Annotated in this window: 22 protein-coding genes and 2 pseudogenes; 13 read left to right on the top strand and 11 right to left on the bottom strand. The window is 54.9% G+C overall.

The genetic code is table 11. From position 1 onward, the window contains the following. The first annotated feature begins 2 nt into the window (after positions 1 to 2). From NTD85_RS06705 to NTD85_RS06695, 3 genes are all read left to right on the top strand, one after another. Entirely contained in the window at positions 3 to 971 is a 969-nt protein-coding gene (locus NTD85_RS06705; protein WP_262141754.1) for a tetratricopeptide repeat protein, read from the top strand. Next, positions 917 to 1945: a tetratricopeptide repeat protein gene (locus NTD85_RS06700; protein WP_262141753.1), complete on the top strand. Its 1029-nt coding sequence runs from the start codon at positions 917 to 919 to the stop codon at positions 1943 to 1945. The genes NTD85_RS06705 and NTD85_RS06700 overlap by 55 nt, the downstream gene beginning before the upstream one ends. 142 nt (positions 1946 to 2087) lie before the next feature. Beyond that, the gene (locus NTD85_RS06695) at positions 2088 to 3080 is read left to right on the top strand and encodes a tetratricopeptide repeat protein (RefSeq protein WP_262141752.1); all 993 of its coding nucleotides are present in this window, start codon (positions 2088 to 2090) and stop codon (positions 3078 to 3080) included. A 103-nt stretch (positions 3081 to 3183) separates the two neighbouring features. Here NTD85_RS06695 and NTD85_RS06690 read toward each other — a convergent pair whose 3' ends face one another. After that, entirely contained in the window at positions 3184 to 3480 is a 297-nt protein-coding gene (locus NTD85_RS06690) for a hypothetical protein (RefSeq protein ID WP_201137581.1), read from the bottom strand. Positions 3481 to 3971: 491 nt separating this feature from the next. On the opposite strand from NTD85_RS06690, the gene NTD85_RS06685 reads away from it, so the two are divergent. Further along, complete coding sequence (locus NTD85_RS06685) at positions 3972 to 4241, top strand: DUF2790 domain-containing protein (protein ID WP_003225167.1); 270 nt, start codon at positions 3972 to 3974, stop codon at positions 4239 to 4241. Between the two features lie 90 nt (positions 4242 to 4331). Then, on the top strand, positions 4332 to 4730 hold the full coding sequence (locus NTD85_RS06680; RefSeq protein WP_003225169.1) for a hypothetical protein: 399 nt from the start codon (positions 4332 to 4334) through the stop codon (positions 4728 to 4730). Here the strand turns inward: NTD85_RS06680 and NTD85_RS06675 are convergent. Further along, positions 4727 to 4996 (bottom strand): DUF1652 domain-containing protein, encoded by a 270-nt coding sequence (locus NTD85_RS06675; protein WP_007964586.1) that lies wholly within the window; start codon positions 4994 to 4996, stop codon positions 4727 to 4729. The two genes, NTD85_RS06680 and NTD85_RS06675, sit on opposite strands and share 4 nt — an antisense overlap. Positions 4997 to 5367: 371 nt before the next feature. Between NTD85_RS06675 and eco the strand changes: the two genes are divergently transcribed. Further along, positions 5368 to 5853, top strand: a complete 486-nt coding sequence (gene eco, locus NTD85_RS06670) for a serine protease inhibitor ecotin (protein WP_262141751.1) — start codon at positions 5368 to 5370, stop codon at positions 5851 to 5853. Positions 5854 to 5874: 21 nt separating this feature from the next. Further along, complete coding sequence (locus NTD85_RS06665) at positions 5875 to 6180, top strand: NIPSNAP family protein (protein WP_262141750.1); 306 nt, start codon at positions 5875 to 5877, stop codon at positions 6178 to 6180. Between the two features lie 30 nt (positions 6181 to 6210). Here the strand turns inward: NTD85_RS06665 and ilvA are convergent. Next, a pseudogene (gene ilvA, locus NTD85_RS06660) lies at positions 6211 to 7206 on the bottom strand (threonine ammonia-lyase, biosynthetic); the annotation flags it as partial. 352 nt (positions 7207 to 7558) lie between these two features. Here ilvA and NTD85_RS06655 point away from each other — a divergent pair. Further along, positions 7559 to 7894: a DUF2834 domain-containing protein gene (locus NTD85_RS06655; RefSeq protein WP_003225178.1), complete on the top strand. Its 336-nt coding sequence runs from the start codon at positions 7559 to 7561 to the stop codon at positions 7892 to 7894. A 120-nt stretch (positions 7895 to 8014) separates the two neighbouring features. Here the strand turns inward: NTD85_RS06655 and NTD85_RS06650 are convergent, their stop codons facing one another. Both NTD85_RS06650 and NTD85_RS06645 read right to left on the bottom strand, forming a co-directional pair. Continuing rightward, positions 8015 to 8938, bottom strand: coding sequence for a magnesium transporter CorA family protein (locus tag NTD85_RS06650; RefSeq protein ID WP_045122463.1), 924 nt, complete (start codon positions 8936 to 8938; stop codon positions 8015 to 8017). Positions 8939 to 8945: 7 nt separating this feature from the next. Then, positions 8946 to 10520, bottom strand: a complete 1575-nt coding sequence (locus NTD85_RS06645; protein ID WP_262141748.1) for a RimK family protein — start codon at positions 10518 to 10520, stop codon at positions 8946 to 8948. A gap of 92 nt (positions 10521 to 10612) precedes the next feature. Here NTD85_RS06645 and rimI point away from each other — a divergent pair, with 92 nt between their 5' ends. Next, on the top strand, positions 10613 to 11731 hold the full coding sequence (gene rimI, locus NTD85_RS06640; protein WP_262141747.1) for a ribosomal protein S18-alanine N-acetyltransferase: 1119 nt from the start codon (positions 10613 to 10615) through the stop codon (positions 11729 to 11731). Positions 11732 to 11861: 130 nt separating this feature from the next. Here rimI and NTD85_RS06635 read toward each other — a convergent pair whose 3' ends face one another. Further along, positions 11862 to 13007: a PQQ-dependent sugar dehydrogenase gene (locus tag NTD85_RS06635; RefSeq protein WP_262141746.1), complete on the bottom strand. Its 1146-nt coding sequence runs from the start codon at positions 13005 to 13007 to the stop codon at positions 11862 to 11864. A 52-nt stretch (positions 13008 to 13059) separates the two neighbouring features. After that, entirely contained in the window at positions 13060 to 13401 is a 342-nt protein-coding gene (locus NTD85_RS06630; protein WP_201137576.1) for a hypothetical protein, read from the bottom strand. A gap of 190 nt (positions 13402 to 13591) precedes the next feature. On the opposite strand from NTD85_RS06630, the gene NTD85_RS06625 reads away from it, so the two are divergent. Next, a complete protein-coding gene (locus NTD85_RS06625; RefSeq protein ID WP_003225188.1) occupies positions 13592 to 14464 on the top strand; it encodes a Ku protein in 873 nt (290 codons plus the stop codon). A 73-nt stretch (positions 14465 to 14537) separates the two neighbouring features. On the opposite strand, the gene lpxO is transcribed toward NTD85_RS06625, so the two are convergent. Next, on the bottom strand, positions 14538 to 15437 hold the full coding sequence (gene lpxO, locus NTD85_RS06620; RefSeq protein ID WP_045122779.1) for a lipid A hydroxylase LpxO: 900 nt from the start codon (positions 15435 to 15437) through the stop codon (positions 14538 to 14540). Positions 15438 to 16156: 719 nt separating this feature from the next. On the opposite strand from lpxO, the gene NTD85_RS06615 reads away from it, so the two are divergent. Continuing rightward, positions 16157 to 16456, top strand: a complete 300-nt coding sequence (locus NTD85_RS06615; protein ID WP_262141745.1) for a hypothetical protein — start codon at positions 16157 to 16159, stop codon at positions 16454 to 16456. A gap of 7 nt (positions 16457 to 16463) precedes the next feature. Here NTD85_RS06615 and NTD85_RS06610 read toward each other — a convergent pair. Continuing rightward, a pseudogene (locus NTD85_RS06610) lies at positions 16464 to 16616 on the bottom strand (lysis protein); the annotation flags it as partial. A 99-nt stretch (positions 16617 to 16715) separates the two neighbouring features. On the opposite strand from NTD85_RS06610, the gene NTD85_RS06605 reads away from it, so the two are divergent. Next, positions 16716 to 17051 carry a hypothetical protein gene (locus NTD85_RS06605; RefSeq protein ID WP_262141744.1) on the top strand — a complete coding sequence of 112 codons (336 nt, stop codon included), beginning with the start codon at positions 16716 to 16718 and terminating at the stop codon, positions 17049 to 17051. Between the two features lie 78 nt (positions 17052 to 17129). Here NTD85_RS06605 and NTD85_RS06600 read toward each other — a convergent pair whose 3' ends face one another. Continuing rightward, positions 17130 to 17636 carry a lysis protein gene (locus tag NTD85_RS06600; protein ID WP_262141872.1) on the bottom strand — a complete coding sequence of 169 codons (507 nt, stop codon included), beginning with the start codon at positions 17634 to 17636 and terminating at the stop codon, positions 17130 to 17132. Next, positions 17636 to 18184, bottom strand: coding sequence for a glycoside hydrolase family 19 protein (locus NTD85_RS06595; RefSeq protein ID WP_262141743.1), 549 nt, complete (start codon positions 18182 to 18184; stop codon positions 17636 to 17638). The genes NTD85_RS06600 and NTD85_RS06595 overlap by 1 nt, the downstream gene beginning before the upstream one ends. A gap of 97 nt (positions 18185 to 18281) precedes the next feature. Between NTD85_RS06595 and NTD85_RS06590 the strand changes: the two genes are divergently transcribed. Continuing rightward, positions 18282 to 19298, top strand: a complete 1017-nt coding sequence (locus NTD85_RS06590) for an acyltransferase family protein (protein ID WP_262141742.1) — start codon at positions 18282 to 18284, stop codon at positions 19296 to 19298. Positions 19299 to 19517: the final 219 nt, after the last annotated feature.

The raw sequence follows: 19517 nt of genomic DNA, 5'->3' as shown, positions 1-19517 counted from the left end.
TAGTGAGCGTATATTTTCGGATCTTAGCGATAGTTATTTCTGCGCTCACCGAAACGTGCGCAGTCGCAGCACAAGAAAACGGATTGACCAAGGGAATAACTTTATACAACCAGCTAAAAATAGACTCTGCTATAGCTGAACTAAAAAAAGAAGCACAGTCGGGAATCTCGGAATCACAATACTATTTAGGAGAGGCTCTTCGAAAGCGCAATCGCTACATGACTTCAGAAGCTAAAGAATGGTATGAGGCCGCTGCTGCGCAAGAAAATTTATATGCCATGATTCAGTTGGGGCGGAGCGGCAACGATCTTTGCAGAGTAATGAGTAATTGCCCTGATTCCGGTAAACCTCCTGTCGACTGGCTAAAAAATGCACGTTCACTTGCGGAACTTTTGGCAGAAAAAGGTGACCCGGAGGCCATGTACGTAATGTATGAAATTACATTGAATCGTGATTGGTTAGAAAAGTCTGCAAATTCCGGCAATCCTACCGCTCAATTTTGGATGGCAATCAGCACCAGACAGGGAGAAGGATTCTTTCTCCCATGGAAGCGAAAAGAATCGGTCGGAAACTGGTTTAAAGCATCTGCCGAAGGCGGAAATCCGCGAGCAATGATGGAGTATGCAGCCTATATACATGAAAGCGGCGGCGATCTTGAGGTCGCACGACACTGGATAAAAGTTGCCGCCGAAAAAGGATATGAAAGTGGAGTTACTAGCTATGGCGCTTATTTAGCTCATGCCCCTGAACGGTTCGGCTTTGAACTTGACTTAGTAAAGGGATATGCACTTACATCTCTTCTCAAAGAGCTTAATGAAGGCGGAAGCATGCAGTCATATGTGGAGGAAGTGCTGCCTGAAATAGCAGAGAAAATGACTCCCGATCAAATAAAGGAAGCAGAGAATTTTGCTGCTCAATGGAAGAATTCACATCCACCACTCTCTTTTTTTCCAGACAAATTAAGCCGCTGATTTTGATGAAAGCGTTAGCATTTCTCTTAGCAGCTTCACTTTTTACCATCTGTAAAGCCAGCCCATTGAAACAGCAAGAGCAAGTAGTCTCGCCGGGCGCAGTCCTATATAACCAACTAAAAATTGACGCAGCTTTTCCCGAACTAGAAAAAGAAGCAAAATCTGGAAATACAACCTCGCAATATTACTTGGGCGAGGCTATTCGAAAGCGCCACAGCTACATGACTCCAGAGGCACTTCACTGGTATGAGTCCGCAGCAGAAAATAACAATGTATATGCAATTATCCAACTGGGGCGATTCAAAAGTGAAACCTACCAGGAAATACGCAACTGCTCACGATCAAAAAAAACACAAGCAGAATGGTTTGAATTAGCTAATGAGCTAGTTTTGCCAAGAGCACAACAAGGTGATCCTGAATCCATGTATCTGATGTATGAGATCACTCTTAATCGTGAATGGCTAGAGAAATCCGCAAATGCAGGATATCCGACTGCACAATATTGGATGGCTGTAAGCGAACGCCAAGGTGAAGGTTTTTTCTTGATTCCTGGAAAACGCGAGGCCTCTATCAAAAAATGGCTACTACTTTCTTCTGAGGGCGGATACCCAAAAGCAATGATGGATTATCTACAAGTTTTATTCGAAGAAGGAGATGTCATAGGCATGCGCCACTGGCTTGAAACTGCAGCAGCGACTGGCGATCAAGCCGCCATAAGCAATTACGGCGCCTACATAGCGCATACACCAGACAAAATAGGCTACCCACTAGACTTGGTCAAAGGTTATGCGCTATTCACGCTTCTTAAAGAGCTTGAGGACAGTGGCGGAATAGGGAGATATGTTGAGAGAAAAAGTGAAGAAATACGCGAAAAAATGACCCCAAAACAAATTGAAGAGTCACTAAAAGTGGCAAAGGACTGGAAAGCCACTCACCCACCACTTTCTTTTTTTCCAGACAAGCTTGGCAATTAATTCAGATTATTTATAGACTTGGCGACATACTTATGGGTTGTAGGCTGCCTGCATTTCTGCCAACTTACAATCCTTATTTTTTTTGGCCTTCTTTCAGCAACCCATACAGCTCCGACCCGAGATCCTGAAGGAGCAAAATAAGATGTCACGCAGAATACTCATGACAACCAGAATAATTTTCACTTTATTACTACTGCTGCCACTTGGCTGCCAAGCAAATTCCCAGATAACGCCAAACCAAGACTCCGCAAAACAACGAGGCATAAATCTATACAATCAATACAAAGCCACTTCTGCAATTCCGTTTTTAACAACAGCAGCAGAAGCGGGCGACCACGAAGCTCAATATTATTTAGCAGAAGCTCTTCGTAAGAAAAATCATTATATGAACGAGGACGCCAAGAAATGGTATGAAGCGTCAGCAGGCCAGGATGATCTCTATGCCATGATCCAATTGGGCCGCATTGAGCATGACATGTGCGAAATCTCTAACGACTGCTCTCCTTCGCAGAAGCCGGCAATAGAGTGGTTAAATCAGGCAAAAAAAATAGCGAAAGAAAAAGCAGATACTGGCGACGCGGAAGCGATGTACATAATGTATGAGATTACGCTAGAGGATGCTTGGTTGGAAAAATCCGCATCTGCGGGAAATGCACTTGCACAGTACTGGATGGCGGTCTCCATCAAGCAAGGTGACGGCTTTTTTCTGCCCTGGAAGCGAAGCGAAGCAGTTGAAAAGTGGTTTAAGCTTTCGGCTGAAGGCGGGAACCCTAGATCAATGATGGAGTTGGCTGCTCTTCTTTTTGAGAAGGGAGATATTGAAGGCTTCCGACATTGGAATGAGCAAGCTGCAGTATCAGGTTACGCAGAGTCCATATATGGATACGGTTCATATTTAGCTCACGAGCCCGATACCTATGGCTTCCCGTATGATCCTGTAAAGGGATACTCGCTTATTTTTTCTCTAAGTAGCTTGGATGGCGGGGGCGGTATGCAGGAAAATGTTAAATACAAGCTTCCCCTCATTGCTTCCAAGTTGACTCCTTCGCAAATATTGGAAGCTAAAGAGCAATCAGAAAAATGGATATCCATGCACCCTCCCCTGTCCTTCTTCCCTGACAAACTAAGCCGTTAGCTTGTTTTATTCGAATTCAAGGGCACGAGAATCATACAAACGGGAGGAGTAGATGGCGTGAGGTTCGCCCAACGCGACCATACTCCCTTTCGCATTCAAGGCATCAAACCGGCGCCTTCCAATCCAGCATCTGCTGCTGCGCCACCTGCAGCAAATCATTGCCATCCTGCGCCAGCAGGTACAGCGCATGGGTAATGTGTGGAATGTCCTGAACATCGCCATGGCGGAAGCACATGCAGTGCAGGGTTTCGAGCAGGTCGCTGCAGGCGCGGATGCGCTGGACGGCGGACTCGAGGATGTCTTGGGGATTGGCTTGGGTGTCGATGACTATTGGTGCGCTGTCGGTGACGCCGCTGTTGAGCGGGTGATAGCGGTTTGGGAGCGGGTTTAGTATTGGCATTTTGATTACTCGATATTTTAGAAAGTAACCGCCAGTACCGTGACCAAACAGTGGGAGGCGGCCGCATGCAGGATTGGTCAACTGAGACAACACCAAAACTCAGCTCGCCCGAAGGCGCCCTGCACACAGCCGCCATAACAGCGCACTGCAAAGACATAGAAGTCCGCAGCGCAAATGATGGCACATCTGCAATGGTGTCGTGCTCAGGTGACCAAACCCGAATCGCTGATTTTGCAGCGACGCCAAACCATACCCGGCCCGCTCCCGCCGCCGAAAGCAGACAAAGCATCCATCCTTGTAGGAATCGGCCCCGCATCCCCGAGAAATCACCCCTCTGCCAGACAGCCGGCGTTCAGCCAGGTTAACCATCACTTAACGCCGCAGTCCAAGACTGTACTGAACCGCACACCTCAGCCCCTGGCTGACGCCGAGTGCGGCAGGTTCGGCCGTATGGTGCCGAACGCTCATTCCGTCGCACGGGAGTCCGATTCATGAACATTCGCACGCTATTGCTCACCTCCGCCCTCGCCTGCACCGCATTCGCCGGGGTGGCTCAGGCCAATGACACCACCGCCACAACCAAGCCTGTCCCCTATCAGTACGGCATGCCGTTGCATGTGAACAAAGTGATCTCCATGACCGAGCAACCCACTCGTCAGTGCAAAGTCGTTACTGCTGACATGAAGTACATCGACAATGCCGGGAAGCCTGAGGAAATCACCTACCGGAAAATGTCCGACGCCTGCAGTGACCAGAACTGACAGAAGGCTCTGATTTGCGGGGTTGCGGTAGGCGCTGGAGGGTTCGCGGGTTATGCTCGGGGCCCCTCCTCACTGCCGCAAGGACTCGCCATGCAGTTGTCGTTTCGTACGTTGTCGATCATCACTTCTTCGTTGTGTTTTGTACTGGCGCTGGTCTGGGGCTTTTTCCCGGAGGTGTTGCTGGCGATCTGGAGCATTGAGTATTCGTCCGCTGCCGGTTTTGTTGCGCGGCGCAGTGCGGTGCTGTTTGCGGCGTTGGGGGTGATGTTTTATCTGGTGCGCAGCGCTCCGCCATCACTGGGTCGCAATGCCCTGAGCAATGGATTTATCGTCGGTTGTTTTGGTTTGGCAGTACTGGGTTTTGGCGAATGGCTCAACGGCCACGCCGGCCCCGGGATTCTGCTCGCGGTGCTGGTCGAGTTCGCGCTGGGCCTTGGTTTTGTGCAGGCCCGGCGCGTGACGGTCGAACTGGGTGAAACGGTGAGTTAAAGCGCTCTGGAGCGAGGACTGTAATGCTGTGGCGTGGTTTGTTGCGCCAGATCCGAGCGCAGGCCGGCAATCAGCTCGTTGATTTCACGACAGCCATTGAGATGGCTGGCATCGATCCCGCTGACGTGCAAATCAACCTGGTCAGTCTGGTGGTCACCGAATACCTTGACGGTCATCGACAGGTCTGGCGACAGCGTGCACTGGCAGCGTTTAGGCAGAAAACTGCTTTCAATGATATTGCGTAGTTCCAAGGCAGACAGAAACATGATGAACCTCTCCTTATTGATGAAACTGCCAATCAACTCTTCACGTTGACCGCTTTTGCTGCCCCTGCACGGGTGTTTCCCCGCTGATTCCCTGGTGCGGCAAACGGTTGTACAGCGAAATGCCTCTTGGAGTGTAGGCGCCCGAACGCGGTGCGCTGCACCAAGTAGACGCATAAACCGTGCCTTTCATCGGGTCATTTTGACCCTCGATAAATCAAGCACTTGGCGCGGTGGCCAGTAGTTGGCCAGTTGCAAATTGCAAGAATGCCCCACTAGGACACTGCAATATGCACGTCGACGCCGGTTTGCATTCATCGACCATGACAGTGAGAATGCCGGTCACTCCACCCTACACCCGCCAGGAGGCTTTCATGGGTTCTTTAAGTGCTCACGCGACAATCGGTCTGCTCGTTGCCGGCCTGTCCACCTTCGCCCACGGGGCCAAACTTGAAGATGTTGCGCCTTACCCCAAGGCGGATAACGGCTTTACCCGTCAGGTCATCTACCTGCCCAAGCAAGAACAGGAAGAGAATTTCCAGGTTGAAGTCCTCGCCGGCAAAACCCTGGAAGTCGACTGCAATAGCCAACGTCTGGGCGGCGCCCTGGATGAGAAAAATCTCGAAGGCTGGGGTTACCCGTTCTACCGACTGGAAAAAGTCATCGGCCCGATGAGCACACTGATGGCGTGCCCGCCTGGCACTCAGAAAAAGCGCGCATTTGTGCCGGTCGTCGGTGATGGCTTCATGCTGCGTTACAACAGCAAGCTGCCGCTGGTGATCTACACCCCGAAAGACGTCGAAGTGCGCTATCGCGTCTGGTCGGCTTCGGACAAGGTTGGCACCGCCATCGCGGAATGACCTGAACCGGGAGCGCCAAACGTGATTACCTGCCATGTGCGATACGTGATCGATCCGTACCAACTCACCGAGTTCGAGGCCTACGCCAAAGCCTGGCTGGGCATCGTCGATCGCTTGGGCGGCACGCATCACGGCTACTTCCTGCCCTCCGAGGGCGCGAGCAACATCGCTTATTGCCTGTTCAGCTTTCCATCGCTGGCCGATTACGAAAGCTACCGGCACATCGCGCTGACCGATCCGGAAAGCACGGCGCTGGTGGAATCGCTGGTGCAGAAAAAATTCATCATCAGCTATGAGCGCAGTTTCCTGCGCCCTCTGCTGCCCTGAGCCGTGTCACGCCGGGACGCCGCATACGGCGGCGCGCTCGGCGACGTGGCGCAGGCTGTCGAAATTGATGTTGGCGCCGGAGTCGATCGCGACGAAGCTCTGCTCGCGAACACCGTTGCGCACCACGTACTGTTTGATCCCGGCCACCGCCAATGCGCCGGAAGGTTCGGTGATCGAGCGAGTATCGTCGTAGATGTTCTTGATCGCGGCGCAGAGCTCGTCATTGCTGACGGTGACCACCTCGTCCACGCAGAACCGACACACCTCGAAACCATACGCGCCGATCTGCGCCACGGCCACGCCATCGGCGAACGTCCCGACACTGGGCAACATCACACGCGCATCCGCTTGCAACGCTGCCTTCAAGCAGGCGGAGTGCTCCGATTCAACACCGATGATGCGCACCTCCGGCCGCAGGTATTTGACGTATGCCGCGATACCGGCGATCAGGCCGCCACCGCCCACCGGAACGAAGATCGCCTCCAGCGGCCCCTGATGCTGACGCAGGATTTCCATGGCCACCGTACCTTGCCCGGCGATCACGTCCGGGTCATCGAACGGTGAAACGAAAGTGCGCCCGGTTTGCTCGACCAGTTGCAGCGCATGGGCCAGGGCAAACGGAAAACTTTCGCCATGCAGGAGCGCCTCAGCGCCCCGACTTCGCACCCCAAGCACCTTCAGTTCGGGCGTGGTCAACGGCATGACGATGGTCGCCGCCATCCCCAGTTCCCGTGCCGCCAGGGCCACGCCCTGGGCATGATTACCCGCTGACGCGGTGATTACGCCGCGTGCTTTGTGCGCATCACTCAATTGCACCAGCTTGTTGTAGGCGCCACGGATCTTGAAGGAGAACGTCGGTTGCAGGTCTTCGCGCTTGAGCAGGATCCGGTTGCCCAGCGCCTCGGACAGCGCCGGCGCCGCTTGCAACGGCGTGCGCACAGCAATGTCGTAGACCGGCGCGGCAAGGATCTTTTTCACGTACTGCTCAAGCAGGACTTGTTGGTCGGGGCTGTATTTCATCGTCATCTCCGTGCGCTCTGTGTAGGAGCTGCCGAAGGCTGCGATCTCTTGATCTTGTTTTTGATTTGAGTAAAACAAAGTCAAAAGATCGCAGCCTTCGGCAGCTCCTACAGGGAGCCTTCGTTGTTAAAACCCCGGAGACAGAAAATGAAAACCCGCCTCTAGGGCGGGTTGGGTGCAGCAGTCGTGAGCTAGCCCGCCAAATGAGGAATGGCGGTAATAATGCTTGGCTGGCAGCGCAATACGGTGGAAGTCATGGGCCTGAAAATTAGCCCGGCGGCGGCCAGCGAGTCAATGGCTTATTTGGGGATGCCAAGGTAGGCTGGCGATTCTGCTCATCACCCCAAGGAAGGAATACATGATGCCTGTCGCCCTGCCCCTCACGGCGTTGATTGCGTTTACTGGCTACACCGTGTCGGTGATGCTCCAGGCCGAACAGTCGTTGATCGACTTCGGTATCAGCCTGATGTCGCGCCCGGACACGGCGCAGGTGGTGATTGATCTGTATCTGCTGGCGACGCTGGCCGGGGTGTGGATGGTCAAGGATGCACGGTCGCGAGGGATGTCGGTGTGGTCGGTGGTGCCGTATCTGTTGCTGACGGCAGTATTTGTGTCGATTGGGCCGCTGTTGTATCTGGTGGTGCGTGGGGTTCGGGAGCGCAAGAAAGTGGCAGCGGCAGCCCCTGCGAGCTGATCCCGAGCTTCGAGTGCTGCTGAGATCGCTTTCGCGAGCAAGCCCGCTCCCACTTTTTGAAATGCATTCTCCTGTGGGAGCGGGCTTGCTCGCGAAGGTGTCAGCTCAGGCACCGATCAATCACTGGGCCAACCGCCGCAGCCCAATCAACATTCCCCCCGCCCCGAGCAACATCACCATCAGAAACACCGGGTAGGAAATCCACCACGGCGTCCCCGCCGTCATCATGCTGAACTCCGACATCCCGCCAATACTGGCAATCAGGTTCAACGGCAGAAACACCACGTTGATCAACGTCAGCTTGCGCAGCAGATTGTTCATGCTGTTGTTCATCAGATTGCCGCGCGCATCGATCAGCCCGGAAAACACCGTTGAGTAGATCTCTGCCTGTTTGTAGCACTGGTTGTTCTCGATGATCAGGTCGTCGATCAACCCGATCGCCTCGCTGCCGAAGTGCTGTTTTTCCGCGTGATTGCGCAGCCGCGTCAGTACTGCGCCGTTGCTGTGCAGGGCATTGATGTAATAGATCAGGCTTTCGCTGAGGTTGAACATCTGCACCAGATGCTGGTTCTGCATCGAGGCGTTGAACTTCTGTTGAAGCTCACGGGCGACCAGTTTGATCACCTTCAGGTGGCCGAGATAATGGTGGATGTTGTTGAACAGCAAATCGAGCAACACATCCAGCGGCGCATTGAGCGGCTGGCGCGTGCCGATGCCGTGCAATGGCGTGTCGTCGGTGGCGATCACCAGCAACTGACCAGGTGAAAACAGCAGGCCGCAGGACGACACTTCAAACGCCAGGCTGCCACCGCCGGAATAGTTTTCCGGGCGCTTCCAGATCAGGAACAAGTGGTCGGGGTGAAACTCGATTCGCGAGACTTCGTCCGGATCCAGCGCCGAGGCCAGCGCGTGTTCGTCGACCTTGTAGTGAGTGTGGAGCAAGTCGCGCTCGGCAGCATCGGGATTGCTGAACAGCATCACCTCGGCATCCAGCCGTTCCACCCGCTGCAACGCGCCGTGACTCAATGCGAAACTGCTGATCATCGGCGCTTCACCAAGCCTGGCCGCGACGTTTGAGTTCCAGCCGTCGCACAAACTCCTCCAGCACCAGTGAATACAGATCGTCCTGCAAATAGGCGTCTTCGATGCCGGCATCGAGGTTCGGATTGTCGTTGACCTCGATCACCACCACTTTGTCGCCAGCCTGTTTCAGATCCACGCCGTAGAGGCCGTCGCCAATCAGGTTCGCGGTCTTGACCGCCAGTTCCACCACTGCCCGCGGCGCCTCGTGAACCGCCAGGGTGCGGCACTCGCCATTGATGTCCTGGCCCTTGGCCTTGTGGTTGTAGATTTGCCAGTGGCCCTTGGACATGAAGTATTGGCAGGCGAAGATCGGTTTGCGGTTGAGCACGCCGATGCGCCAGTCGTACTCGGTGTAGAAAAACTCCTGAGCCAACAGCAATACCGAGTGTTCGAACAATTCAGCAGTAGCCTCAAGCAGCGCCTGCTGGCTTTCGACCTTGATCACTCCGCGAGAAAAACAGCCGTCGGGGATCTTCAGCACCAGCGGAAAACCGAGGCGTTCGCCGACCCGTTCGAAATCTTCCGGTCGTTCCTTGTAGAGAATTTCCGTGGCAGGCATACCCAGTTGATGGCTGTTGAGCAGGTCAGTCAGATAGACCTTGTTGGTGCAACGCAGAATCGACGTCGGGTCATCCATGACCACCAATCCTTCGCTCTCGGCTTTTTTCGCGAAGCGATAGGTGTGGTTGTCGACGCTGGTAGTCTCGCGAATCAACAGGCCGTCGTACTCGGCGAGCCGCACGTAGTCCTTGCGTTCGATCAGCTCGACATCGATGGCCATACGCTTGCCGACCCGCACGAAATTCTCCAGTGCCTTGGCGTTTGACGGCGGCAAGGCTTCTTGTGGATCGTGCAGAATCGCCAAGTCATAACGCGCCACTTGCGGCGAGCGCGGCACTCGCCAGACTTTACGGCTAAAGCCGTCCAGCGCATTGGCGAACTGATCTTCCTGATCGTCGCGCAACTTGTGCAGGGCGCCGGACTTTATACCCTCGATGTGCCAGCCGTTAGTTCGGCGAAACTCAACTAGCAGAATCGGACACGGAAACACTTCAAACAATTGCCGGGCCAGATCCTGCAGCGGCTCGATATGCGTCTTGCCGAAGTAAAGTGTCAGGGTGAAACCTTCGGTATCGCTGTACAGATGATGGCTGAGGGCTTTTTCCAGGGTTTTATCGAGGTCGTCCAGCGCCAGGCCGTAAAGCGTTTTTTTCGTCAGTTCGCTGATGGTGCGGACCGATGGAATCACCTTGTGACCGCGGGCTTCTGCCAGCAGCGAGCAATAGTAACCGTGCCCCAGGTACTTGTAACTGCGGCACAGGTTAATCACCTGCACCCGTTTGCCAGGTTCGCTGTCACGGGTTTGCTCAAGGTATTCCTGAGCCGTGACGATGTCCTCGCTGGGAAAGTACGAGGCCCAGTCTTCCTTGCGTTCGACGATGATCAACACTTGACTGGAAGTTCTGATGACTGGATTTAAAAAAGTTGCCGTCGGCAAACTTTGCTCGGATACTTCGCGCCAATGACCCTGTACCGCTGACATAGAGATTGATCCGTTGGAGAACAAGACCATTTCTATTAAGCACGAAGTTTTTCGAAAGTCCCGTTTCGTTACGCAACTTTTACGGTGGTCATATGAGTGCTGTTTTTCGTTTGGCGGTAGTTGAAGATCTGCCAGCGTTGCTGGCCCTGGAAATGCAATGTTTCACCACCGACCGGCTCACCAGCCGCAGCTTTCAATGGATGATCACCCGCGCCCATGCGCAACTGCTGGTCGCCGAGCTTGACGGGCGACTGCTCGGCTATGCACTGGTGCTGTTTCATCGCGGCACATCACTGGCGCGCCTGTATTCCATCGCCATTGCCGGCGAAGCCCGTGGCACCGGTCTGGGCAAACAATTGCTGCAACGTATCGAGGCCTGTGCCGTTGAGCATGACTGCGCATACCTGCGCCTTGAAGTACGTATCGATAACCCCACCGCCATCGCGCTTTACGAGCGCAACGGCTATCGGCGTTTCGCGCTGATTCACGACTACTACGAGGACCATGCCGATGCACTGCGTCTGGAAAAGCGCATTGTTCAGCACCGTGACTCGCGCAGTATCAAGGTGCCCTACTACCCGCAAACCACCGAATTCACCTGTGGCCCGGCCTGTCTGCTGATGGCCATGGGCGCGCTGCAGCCTGCGCGCCTGCTGGAACGGCGTGAGGAATTGCAGATCTGGCGTGAAGCGACCACGGTGTTCATGACCTCCGGCCATGGTGGCTGCAGCCCCCAGGGTTTGGCACTGGCGGCCTGGCGGCGGGGTTTCCGGGTGCGTTTGCAGCTGAGTATGGCCGGGCCATTGTTTCTCGACGGCGTGCGCGATGAGCATAAAAAAGACGTCATGCGCCTGGTGCATGAGGAGTTCACCGCTCAAATGCAAGAGACCGACATCGAGCGGAAGATTGGCATCCATCTGGATTTACCGCGCCTGCTGGAGGCTGGCGGTCAGCCTCTGGTGCTGATCAGCAGTTATCGCCTGACCCGCTCCAAATCACCGCACTGGGTAGTGGTCACCGATTGCGATGAAGACTTTGTGTACCTGCACGATCCAGACGTCGATCACAGCCAGCATCGCCAGCCGATGGACTGCCAACATGTGCCGGTCAGCCATGGGGAGTTTGAAAAGATGAGCCGGTTTGGGCGGGGGAAATTGCGGGCGGCGGTGGTTTTGTATGACCGCCCTACGCCAACTATCGTTAGGCTCTAGAGGCTTTTTGGTGGCGAGGGCGCTTGCTCCCGCATGAATGCGTAGCGCTCACAAGATTTTGAGGCTGCTGCGCAACCCAGCGGGAGCAAGCTCCCTCGCCACAGGAGATCTGTGAAAATTTGAAGTGAGGTTACTTCAGGCCGATCTTGTAGAGCGAACCGTCCTGCTCATCCGTCAGCACATACAGATACCCATCCGGCCCCTGCCGCACATCACGAATTCTCTGTTTCAAATCGCCCAGCAAACGCTCCTCGTGCACGACCTTGTCGCCATCGAACTGCAGCCGGATCAGCTCCTGACTGACCAGCGCGCCGATGAACAGGTTCTGCTGCCACGGTTTGAAACGATCAGCGTCATAAAACGCCATCCCGGTGACGCCGGGAGACTTCTCCCACACATGGTGCGGGTCCACGGCGCCTTCGACACTTTTGCCCTTGGCTTCCGGGATCGGTTGCAGCGAATAGTTAATGCCGTGGGTCGCCAACGGCCAGCCATAGTTTTTCCCGCGTTCGATGATGTTCACCTCATCACCACCCCGGGGACCATGTTCGTTCTCCCAGATTGTGCCGTTCCACGGATTGAGCGCAGCGCCCTGCGGATTACGATGGCCATAAGACCAGATTTCCGGCCGCACGCCGGACTGGCCCACGAAAGGGTTGTCATCCGGCACCTTGCCATCGGGGAAGATCCGCACGACCTTGCCTTGCAGCTTGTCGAGATCCTGCGCGGTGGGCCGCTCGTTGTTTTCGCCAAGCGTGACAAACAGGTAGCCGTCGCGGTCGAACACCAGCCGTGAACCGAAGTGGTTACCGGTCGAAAGCTTCGGTTCCTGACGGAAGATCACTTTGAAATCACTCAGACTGCGCAAGTCGTCCGACAGACGACCGCGCCCCACCGCCGTCCCGGCCTTGTCCCCGGCACCACCGCCCTCGGCATAGGACAGGTAGACCAGCCGATCCTGTTTGAAGTCCGGCGACAGCACCACATCGAGCAATCCACCCTGGCCCTTGGCCCAGACTTTCGGTACGCCACTGATCGGTTCAGAGCGCTTGCCATCGGCACTGATCACCCGCAGGTTGCCTGGACGCTCGGTCACCAGCATGCCCTGCCGATCCGGCAGAAACGCCAGCGCCCAAGGGTGCTCAAGGCCTTGGGTAATCGTGGTGACTTCAAGGGTACCCTGCTCGCTTTTGAGCTCTTTGGGGACAGCGGCGAAAGCGGGAGCGCTGATCAACGCGCCGGCACACAGCGTGGCTAGAAAGGTTTTACGCAACATGCACGATTCCTTTTGTTCGTTCGAAAGGCTGACAGGCGCTCAGTCCTGCCGTTCAACGGTTGCTGTCTCCATCGCGTGAAGGTGGGTTGGGAATGAATTTTGGTGGTGTACTCGGCACCGAACGTTGTTGCTGACCATTGCCGATGCCGCCATTACCGACGGTTGGCGAACTGGGTACCGGCACCGTGTTCGGCCCGCGAATAATCGGCGCACTGGGCTGTGTGCCCTGCATGCTGTTGGGATTGGCGCGGCGGATCGGACTGTTGTAAGGGTTGTTGTCGGTACCGGTGGGACTCTGTGCCAGCAGCAGCGGCGCGGACGGCGGCCCGACTTCGGCATGCGCCAGCCCCGCCCCAAGGAACAGAACGATGATGCCTAACGGAATTCGGTTCATGGCGCGGCCTCTCGATGCGCAGGGGATAGAGCCTTCGAGTCCACGCTACGCCCTGGGTTCGGATTTGTTAACCCATGGGCCTTAAACAAGATGTAACACGACTTGACCGGCATTGCTGCGAGCCCATGCAAACGCTGGAAACTTTCGAGCCGGGACGCGGGTCACCTGATCATCACTCGGAGAACTCACCATGGCTCGGGCAATCTGGAAAGGCGCGATCAGCTTCGGACTGGTACACATCCCCGTCGCGCTGGTGTCGGCAACGTCCTCGCAAGGCGTCGACTTCGACTGGCTCGATAGCCGCAGCATGGACCCGGTCGGTTATAAACGGGTTAACAAAGTCACGGGCAAGGAAGTCACCAAAGAGAACATCGTTAAAGGTGTGGCTTATGAAAAGGGCCGCTACGTGGTGCTCAGCGAGGAAGAAATTCGTTCGGCGCACCCCGTGTCGACCCAGACCATCGATATCTTTTCATTCGTCGATGCCGAGCAGATTCCGCTACAAAACATCGACACGCCTTATTACCTGGCGCCGGACAAGCGCGGCGGCAAGGTCTATGCGCTGCTGCGTGAAACATTGAGCAAAACCAACAAGGTCGCCCTCGCCCGCGTCGTCCTGCACACTCGGCAATATCTGGCGGCACTGATGCCGCTGGAATCGGCGCTGGTGCTGGTCAAGCTGCGCTGGCCGCAGGAAGTGCGTGGCCTCGACGAATTGGAGCTGGGCAGTGAGGTGACCAAACCGCAACTGGCCAAAGGCGAACTGGACATGGCCAAACGTCTGGTGCAGGACATGAGCGGCGACTGGAGTCCGGAGGATTACAAGGACGAGTTTGAAGACAAGATCATGGCGTTGGTCGAGAAAAAGGCCCATGAAGGCAAGATCGAGGATGTCGAGACGGTGGGTGGCGAGGAAGAGCGCAAGTCTGCGGATGTGATCGACCTGACCGAGCTGCTTAAACGCAGTCTGGGCGGCAAGGCCACGGCCAAACCGAAGGCAAAAGCGAAGCCTGCCAGCAAGGCAGCCCCCGCGAGAAAGACCAAAAAGGCCTCGGGGGCGTAATCAGATCCGGCTCCTGTCAGGAAGCTGACAGGTTGGTTTTGAGAGACTCATCGCCAGCAGGCTGGCGATGCTGTCAGATCAGAATGAACACCGCCAGCAAACCGCCGAAGATCGCCCACTTTTCCATGTAGTAACGCGTGCGATTGCGCTTTTTCAGCTCTTTGCCACGCAGTCGGACTTTGTAAATTTTGGTAAACAGTCGGTTGATCCCACCGACACGATCGCCTGCATCGTTTGGCGCACCTGCCGCCGACATCACGGTGCGGCTGAACCAGGCATTGAACGCCGCTGCCCAGCGATACTTCATCGGCCGCTCGATGTCGCAGAACAGAATGATGCGGTTTTTGTCGGTGGTGTTTTCGGCGTAGTGAATATAGGTCTCATCGAACATCACCGCCTCACCGTCGCGCCAGTGATAGCTCTCACCGTCGACATTGATATAGCAACCCGCGTCGTTCGGCGTGTCGAGACCCAGGTGGTAGCGATACGAACCGGCGTAAGGATCACGGTGACGGACCAGTTTCGAACCCGGCGGCAGCTCGGCGAACATCGCTGCCTTGATCGAACCGATGCTCTGCACCAGCTCGGTTGTACGTGGGCACAGCTTCATGGCCGACGGATGGCTCTCGCCATACCACTTGAGGTAGAAACGCTTCCAGCCACTTTTGAAGAACGAGTTGAAACCGACGTCATCGTACTGATTCGAGCGTTTGATCTCACCGGCGCGCAGCAGATTCTGCCCTTCCTGGCGAATTTCTTCCCAGTGCGCCTGCAAAGGGCTCAGATCAGGAAATTCGGAAGGATCGAGATACGGCTTGTTCGGCTTCTTCGAAAACAGGTACAGGAAGCAGTTGATCGGCGCCAGGAACGTCGAGTGATCGCTCAACTGACGGCCCAGTTTGTGACGCACGCGCCCACGAAGGTGAACGTATGCAATCGAAATGACATAAATAGCAGCAATGATGAGTTTCACGGAAATCGTCACACGTCAAAAGTGAACAAACTGCGCGCCTGCCGGCCGGTGGCCCAGGGTCTGATGCAGTGGCATGAATACAAATACTATCCCGGTGGCACTTCCTTGAGCCCTTGCCGTTAGCGGCTATTGGGTAACTGGCTGGCATTTTAGCCATACTTTGTAACCAATGGTGAACCTGATCTGTGAAAAACTGTCCGCTGAATCTGCCAAACGGCAGACGCGGCGTCATCGCCCTATCGTTTAAAGAGCCAGACCAGTACAATCGCCGCCAAACTTTACGCGCCCCCTTGGTTGATGACGGGAATGTCCCGCCTCAGCGCACTTTGACTCGGGCCAAGCGCTCCAGCCGCACCCTCGCTACTCAGAATGCTTCGCAGGAAAAACCTTTGATTTCTACAGCTAACATCACGATGCAGTATTGATCGGGTTTTCTGAGGGTTAAACCCAGCATTTACAGGGGGTTGCGCCCGCACCAACCCCCATCAATTCGCACCATTGGCCCAAAAATTGGCCCAAGTCTACGGCGTTCTGCCGACCGAACACCAATCCCAAATCCTACAGCTCGTCGCCTCACCCTCGCCCACCTGCAGAGCCTCGATTACTGTATATGCAACCAGCAATAAGCAGGCGTACCCGTGGACTCCCTCTATATAGAAGACACCGACGATTGACTCGGCAACCCGACCCCGCTCGAAACCTGCCGGCATCAGCTCCGGATGTATGAGAATGAATTCGAAGCGCTTACCCTCAAGCTCGAGCGTGCGCTGGAAAATGTTCAGGGTTTGGTGCGTGACAATGATGCGCTCACGCTCGAGAGGAGTTCTCTCAGGGTCGAGTTGATCGCAGCCAAGGCTGAAGCCGCGGAAGCGAACAGTCGCGCCAGCAACATCGAAATTCTCAGCAACTGGGAGCTGATGGCGAAGAACAGGCACATCAGCGAACTGAACGCGAATATCTTGGCCTTGCAGGGCAAGAGCGTATTTCAAAAATCACCTGACCCAACACCACTGGACTGAGCGACCTCTATTCGAGATGCATTGGAGTCAACGTTCGGATATAAGCCTGGCACGCCTGCAGCGCGATCAGCCCCCGGTCGCCTTCGTCGGTGATGGCGATAATTCGTTGAGCATGCGCCGGGTCTAGTCGGGCTCGTACGGCTGCATGATCTACGCCGCCCACTCATAAGTTGTAAAAAAAAGACAGCCGATCTGTAATACCTATATGATATGGCCCGGTTTTGGTGGCTGGACGCCACCGTGAAGGAGATTGAGAAACATGGCTGGCCCCACATTCACCTGGATTGTCAATATCAGCGTCACTTTGGTCGCTGCATGGACTTTCTATGAGTTGTTTAGCTTGATTCGGCAACTGACTTGGAATTGGATTGATGATAGTAATCATCCGATAAAGGGGAGCGCACTGCTGGAGCGCTTAAAAAAGAAGGCGGGGGTGGAAAGTGACGATGTACTTGAGCCTTCTCTTATTGTAGCTGTGTGCCTGATGCTCTGGCCTGTAGGGCTAGGTATTGCACTCGTCGTTGTATACTTCCATCGTCGCCGCAATGCGCGCCGGCTGCAGAAGCTCGACATGGCCAACCCGACAGCGCATTGATTTTCGATGTGCCCACGAATGCTTCAAGCAACTTACTGATGATCAACGAACAGCTTCAAGTGCTGTGGCTCATGCCCATCAACGAAGCAGGTTTCGCACATAGTGTTGGCATGCCTGCAGCGCGATCAGCCCCCGGTCGCCGGTGTCGGTGATGGCGATAACTCGTTGAGCATGCGCTGGGTCAAGTCTGGCTCGTACGGTTGCATGATCCACGCCGCCGGCACCGGCGGTGGCTGGCACCCCACAGCCTTTGGCAGCATCGGTTGTGTCGAGTAGGACTGACAGCCGCAGATCAGAAGTGGCAAGGCGATCGCGCAAGCGATCTTGGTCACGTTGGGCATCGGTCATTTTCCTGAAGTGGGTTTGCTCGCTGGCCGCCAGCCGCTGCTCGAGCGCCAGACGTTTGTCCTGCTCGGCCTGCTGCGCGGTAGCAGCGGCTTGGGTCAGTTGATTGAGGGTTTCGGCGTGCTGTTGGGCCTGCTCGGCCAGTTGCTTGCCGTAGCGCCAGCCCTGAAACTGCCAGGCGCTGGCGGCGCCGATCAGCACCAGCGCAACCGCACCCACCGTTTTCCACGGCACGGCAATCACGCCATCACCTTCAGCGCCTTGGCGTACAGCGCAGCACGATCCTCGGCGCCGTTTGGCACCCGCCCTCGCCGGCCGGTGTTGATGATGCTGCCGATATTCGCGTTGTCGCCGGCATCGGCCAGATCATTCAGGCCGTTCTTTTTCCAGAACCACGCCGCCGACATCGCGGCATGCTGTGGCAGCTCCAGCAGCTCGGGATGATTGACCAGGTCAAGGCCCAGCGCTTCGCCGCACGCGACATAGTTCGCTCGGCCGGTCACCTGGATCAGCCCGCGCCCTCGGTACTTGAGGCCGTCACCGGCCACGGTATTACCCAGATCCTTGCGGCCTTCGTAACCGCACTGAGCGGCGGTCGGCCCCCAGATCTCACGCACGTACAGCAGCTGTCCGGATTCGTGGCCGATTTGCGCGATGAACGCGGCAACGCGCTTGGTGCCGACAATCTGGTAGCGCTGCATCGCCGTATTGAGGGCAGGTGCAAAAACGCCGGCTTTGGCGCCGGCGTTCGGGAGGATCTGCAGCAATTGCTGTGCAGTGATTGGCATGCTTGTCTCCAGCCCCTGACTTTGAGCAGTGGCTTTTGTGGTGGTCGGAACATAACTTCAAATGTAGAATCGTCTCTTTTTTTGAAGTCGACAGTCGATGCTTAACTCAATTCAAACTCTTAGAGCGTTGGCTGCATGGTTGGTTGTTGGCCACCATTACATACAGGTGGCACACAACTTTCCGCTTAACGATCCAGTATCCGCCTCACTGCATAAGTACGGCGCTATCGGCGTTGATTTGTTTTTTATTATTAGTGGCTTCGTCATCTATATCTCAACAGCTGGAAAAACCATTACACCTTCAATGTTTGCAATCCATAGATTAGCGCGAATTGCGCCTGCTTATTGGCTCTTCACACTAATTACGGCCGCAACCTTGATATTTTTACCGGGCGCGATTCCTCTGACGCAATTTGAACCTGTGTTCATGCTCAAAAGTCTATTATTCATCCCTGCACAGAATCCTTCAGGCATTGGGATGTATCCACTGGTAACAGTAGGCTGGACGCTCAACTATGAAATGGCATTCTACGCGATTTTCCTGATCAGTTTATTCTTGCCAAGAACATACAGAATCCCCGCAATCACGCTCAGTATTGCACTGCTCTGCAAGGCCCTACCCTCCATCGGCGGGGACCTTGCGTTCTATAAAAACCCAATCGTTTTTGAGTTCTTATTCGGCATCTTTATTGCGTACGCCTATCAGAAAGGGCTCGTACAGCGCATTAACTTACTCGCGGCAGCATTTATGGCTTCTGCGGCACTAGCGGCTATCGTATATTTTGGTCAAGTCACTCACACCCCATTAAAATCAGGACTTCCCTGTGCCATTGTTTTACTTTCCGCCTTATCACAAGAGCGCTTTTTCACACGGACTGCTGCAATCAACAAACTGGGCGACTGGTCATACTCTACATACCTCTGCCACGTATTGGTTATTTGCTACATGATAAAGCTACAACAACTGCTAACCCTCAACACGACAGCAACTTTCGCCATGATAGTAGTCATTACTATTGTTGTGTCCTGGTTCAGCTTCCACTTAATTGAAAGACCAATTTCCAATCTTGCAAAGACAGGCATGAAAAAACTGGCATTCGAAAAAACTTATTGATTGGCCCTTTCATACGGACCTTCATTTCAATCAACGCGGAATGGAACGGCGACGACGAACAGCCCCGCAGGTCCTAGATAAAACCGGAGGCCAGCAGGAATACTCACAGCACCGCTACTTAAAGACCGTGAAGATTCCTATCTCCAGGCAAAAAAATGGTTCATCACGGATTACCGGGAAAGACGCTCTTGATCTTCATGAAAAAGAATTCGCTATCCC

It is taken from the genome of Pseudomonas sp. 13B_3.2_Bac1 (assembly GCF_025466205.1).
Lineage (GTDB): Bacteria > Pseudomonadota > Gammaproteobacteria > Pseudomonadales > Pseudomonadaceae > Aquipseudomonas > Aquipseudomonas fluorescens_H.
This window is presented reverse-complemented; position numbering and strand designations above follow the sequence as displayed.

What these genes read in the sequence shown, in the direction of transcription:
- NTD85_RS06695 (WP_262141752.1), top strand. Translation starts at nt 2,088, where the DNA reads ATGTCACGCAGAATACTCATGACAACCAGAATAATTTTCACTTTATTA.
- NTD85_RS06590 (WP_262141742.1), top strand. Translation starts at nt 18,282, where the DNA reads ATGCTTAACTCAATTCAAACTCTTAGAGCGTTGGCTGCATGGTTGGTT.
- NTD85_RS06630 (WP_201137576.1), bottom strand. Translation starts at nt 13,401, where the DNA reads ATGAACCGAATTCCGTTAGGCATCATCGTTCTGTTCCTTGGGGCGGGG.
- rimI (WP_262141747.1), top strand. Translation starts at nt 10,613, where the DNA reads ATGAGTGCTGTTTTTCGTTTGGCGGTAGTTGAAGATCTGCCAGCGTTG.
- NTD85_RS06700 (WP_262141753.1), top strand. Translation starts at nt 917, where the DNA reads ATGGAAGAATTCACATCCACCACTCTCTTTTTTTCCAGACAAATTAAG.
- NTD85_RS06605 (WP_262141744.1), top strand. Translation starts at nt 16,716, where the DNA reads ATGGCTGGCCCCACATTCACCTGGATTGTCAATATCAGCGTCACTTTG.
- NTD85_RS06680 (WP_003225169.1), top strand. Translation starts at nt 4,332, where the DNA reads ATGCAGTTGTCGTTTCGTACGTTGTCGATCATCACTTCTTCGTTGTGT.
- NTD85_RS06635 (WP_262141746.1), bottom strand. Translation starts at nt 13,007, where the DNA reads ATGTTGCGTAAAACCTTTCTAGCCACGCTGTGTGCCGGCGCGTTGATC.
- NTD85_RS06645 (WP_262141748.1), bottom strand. Translation starts at nt 10,520, where the DNA reads ATGTCAGCGGTACAGGGTCATTGGCGCGAAGTATCCGAGCAAAGTTTG.
- NTD85_RS06655 (WP_003225178.1), top strand. Translation starts at nt 7,559, where the DNA reads ATGATGCCTGTCGCCCTGCCCCTCACGGCGTTGATTGCGTTTACTGGC.
- NTD85_RS06615 (WP_262141745.1), top strand. Translation starts at nt 16,157, where the DNA reads ATGTATGAGAATGAATTCGAAGCGCTTACCCTCAAGCTCGAGCGTGCG.
- NTD85_RS06595 (WP_262141743.1), bottom strand. Translation starts at nt 18,184, where the DNA reads ATGCCAATCACTGCACAGCAATTGCTGCAGATCCTCCCGAACGCCGGC.
- NTD85_RS06690 (WP_201137581.1), bottom strand. Translation starts at nt 3,480, where the DNA reads ATGCCAATACTAAACCCGCTCCCAAACCGCTATCACCCGCTCAACAGC.
- NTD85_RS06650 (WP_045122463.1), bottom strand. Translation starts at nt 8,938, where the DNA reads ATGATCAGCAGTTTCGCATTGAGTCACGGCGCGTTGCAGCGGGTGGAA.
- NTD85_RS06675 (WP_007964586.1), bottom strand. Translation starts at nt 4,996, where the DNA reads ATGTTTCTGTCTGCCTTGGAACTACGCAATATCATTGAAAGCAGTTTT.
- NTD85_RS06625 (WP_003225188.1), top strand. Translation starts at nt 13,592, where the DNA reads ATGGCTCGGGCAATCTGGAAAGGCGCGATCAGCTTCGGACTGGTACAC.
- eco (WP_262141751.1), top strand. Translation starts at nt 5,368, where the DNA reads ATGGGTTCTTTAAGTGCTCACGCGACAATCGGTCTGCTCGTTGCCGGC.
- NTD85_RS06685 (WP_003225167.1), top strand. Translation starts at nt 3,972, where the DNA reads ATGAACATTCGCACGCTATTGCTCACCTCCGCCCTCGCCTGCACCGCA.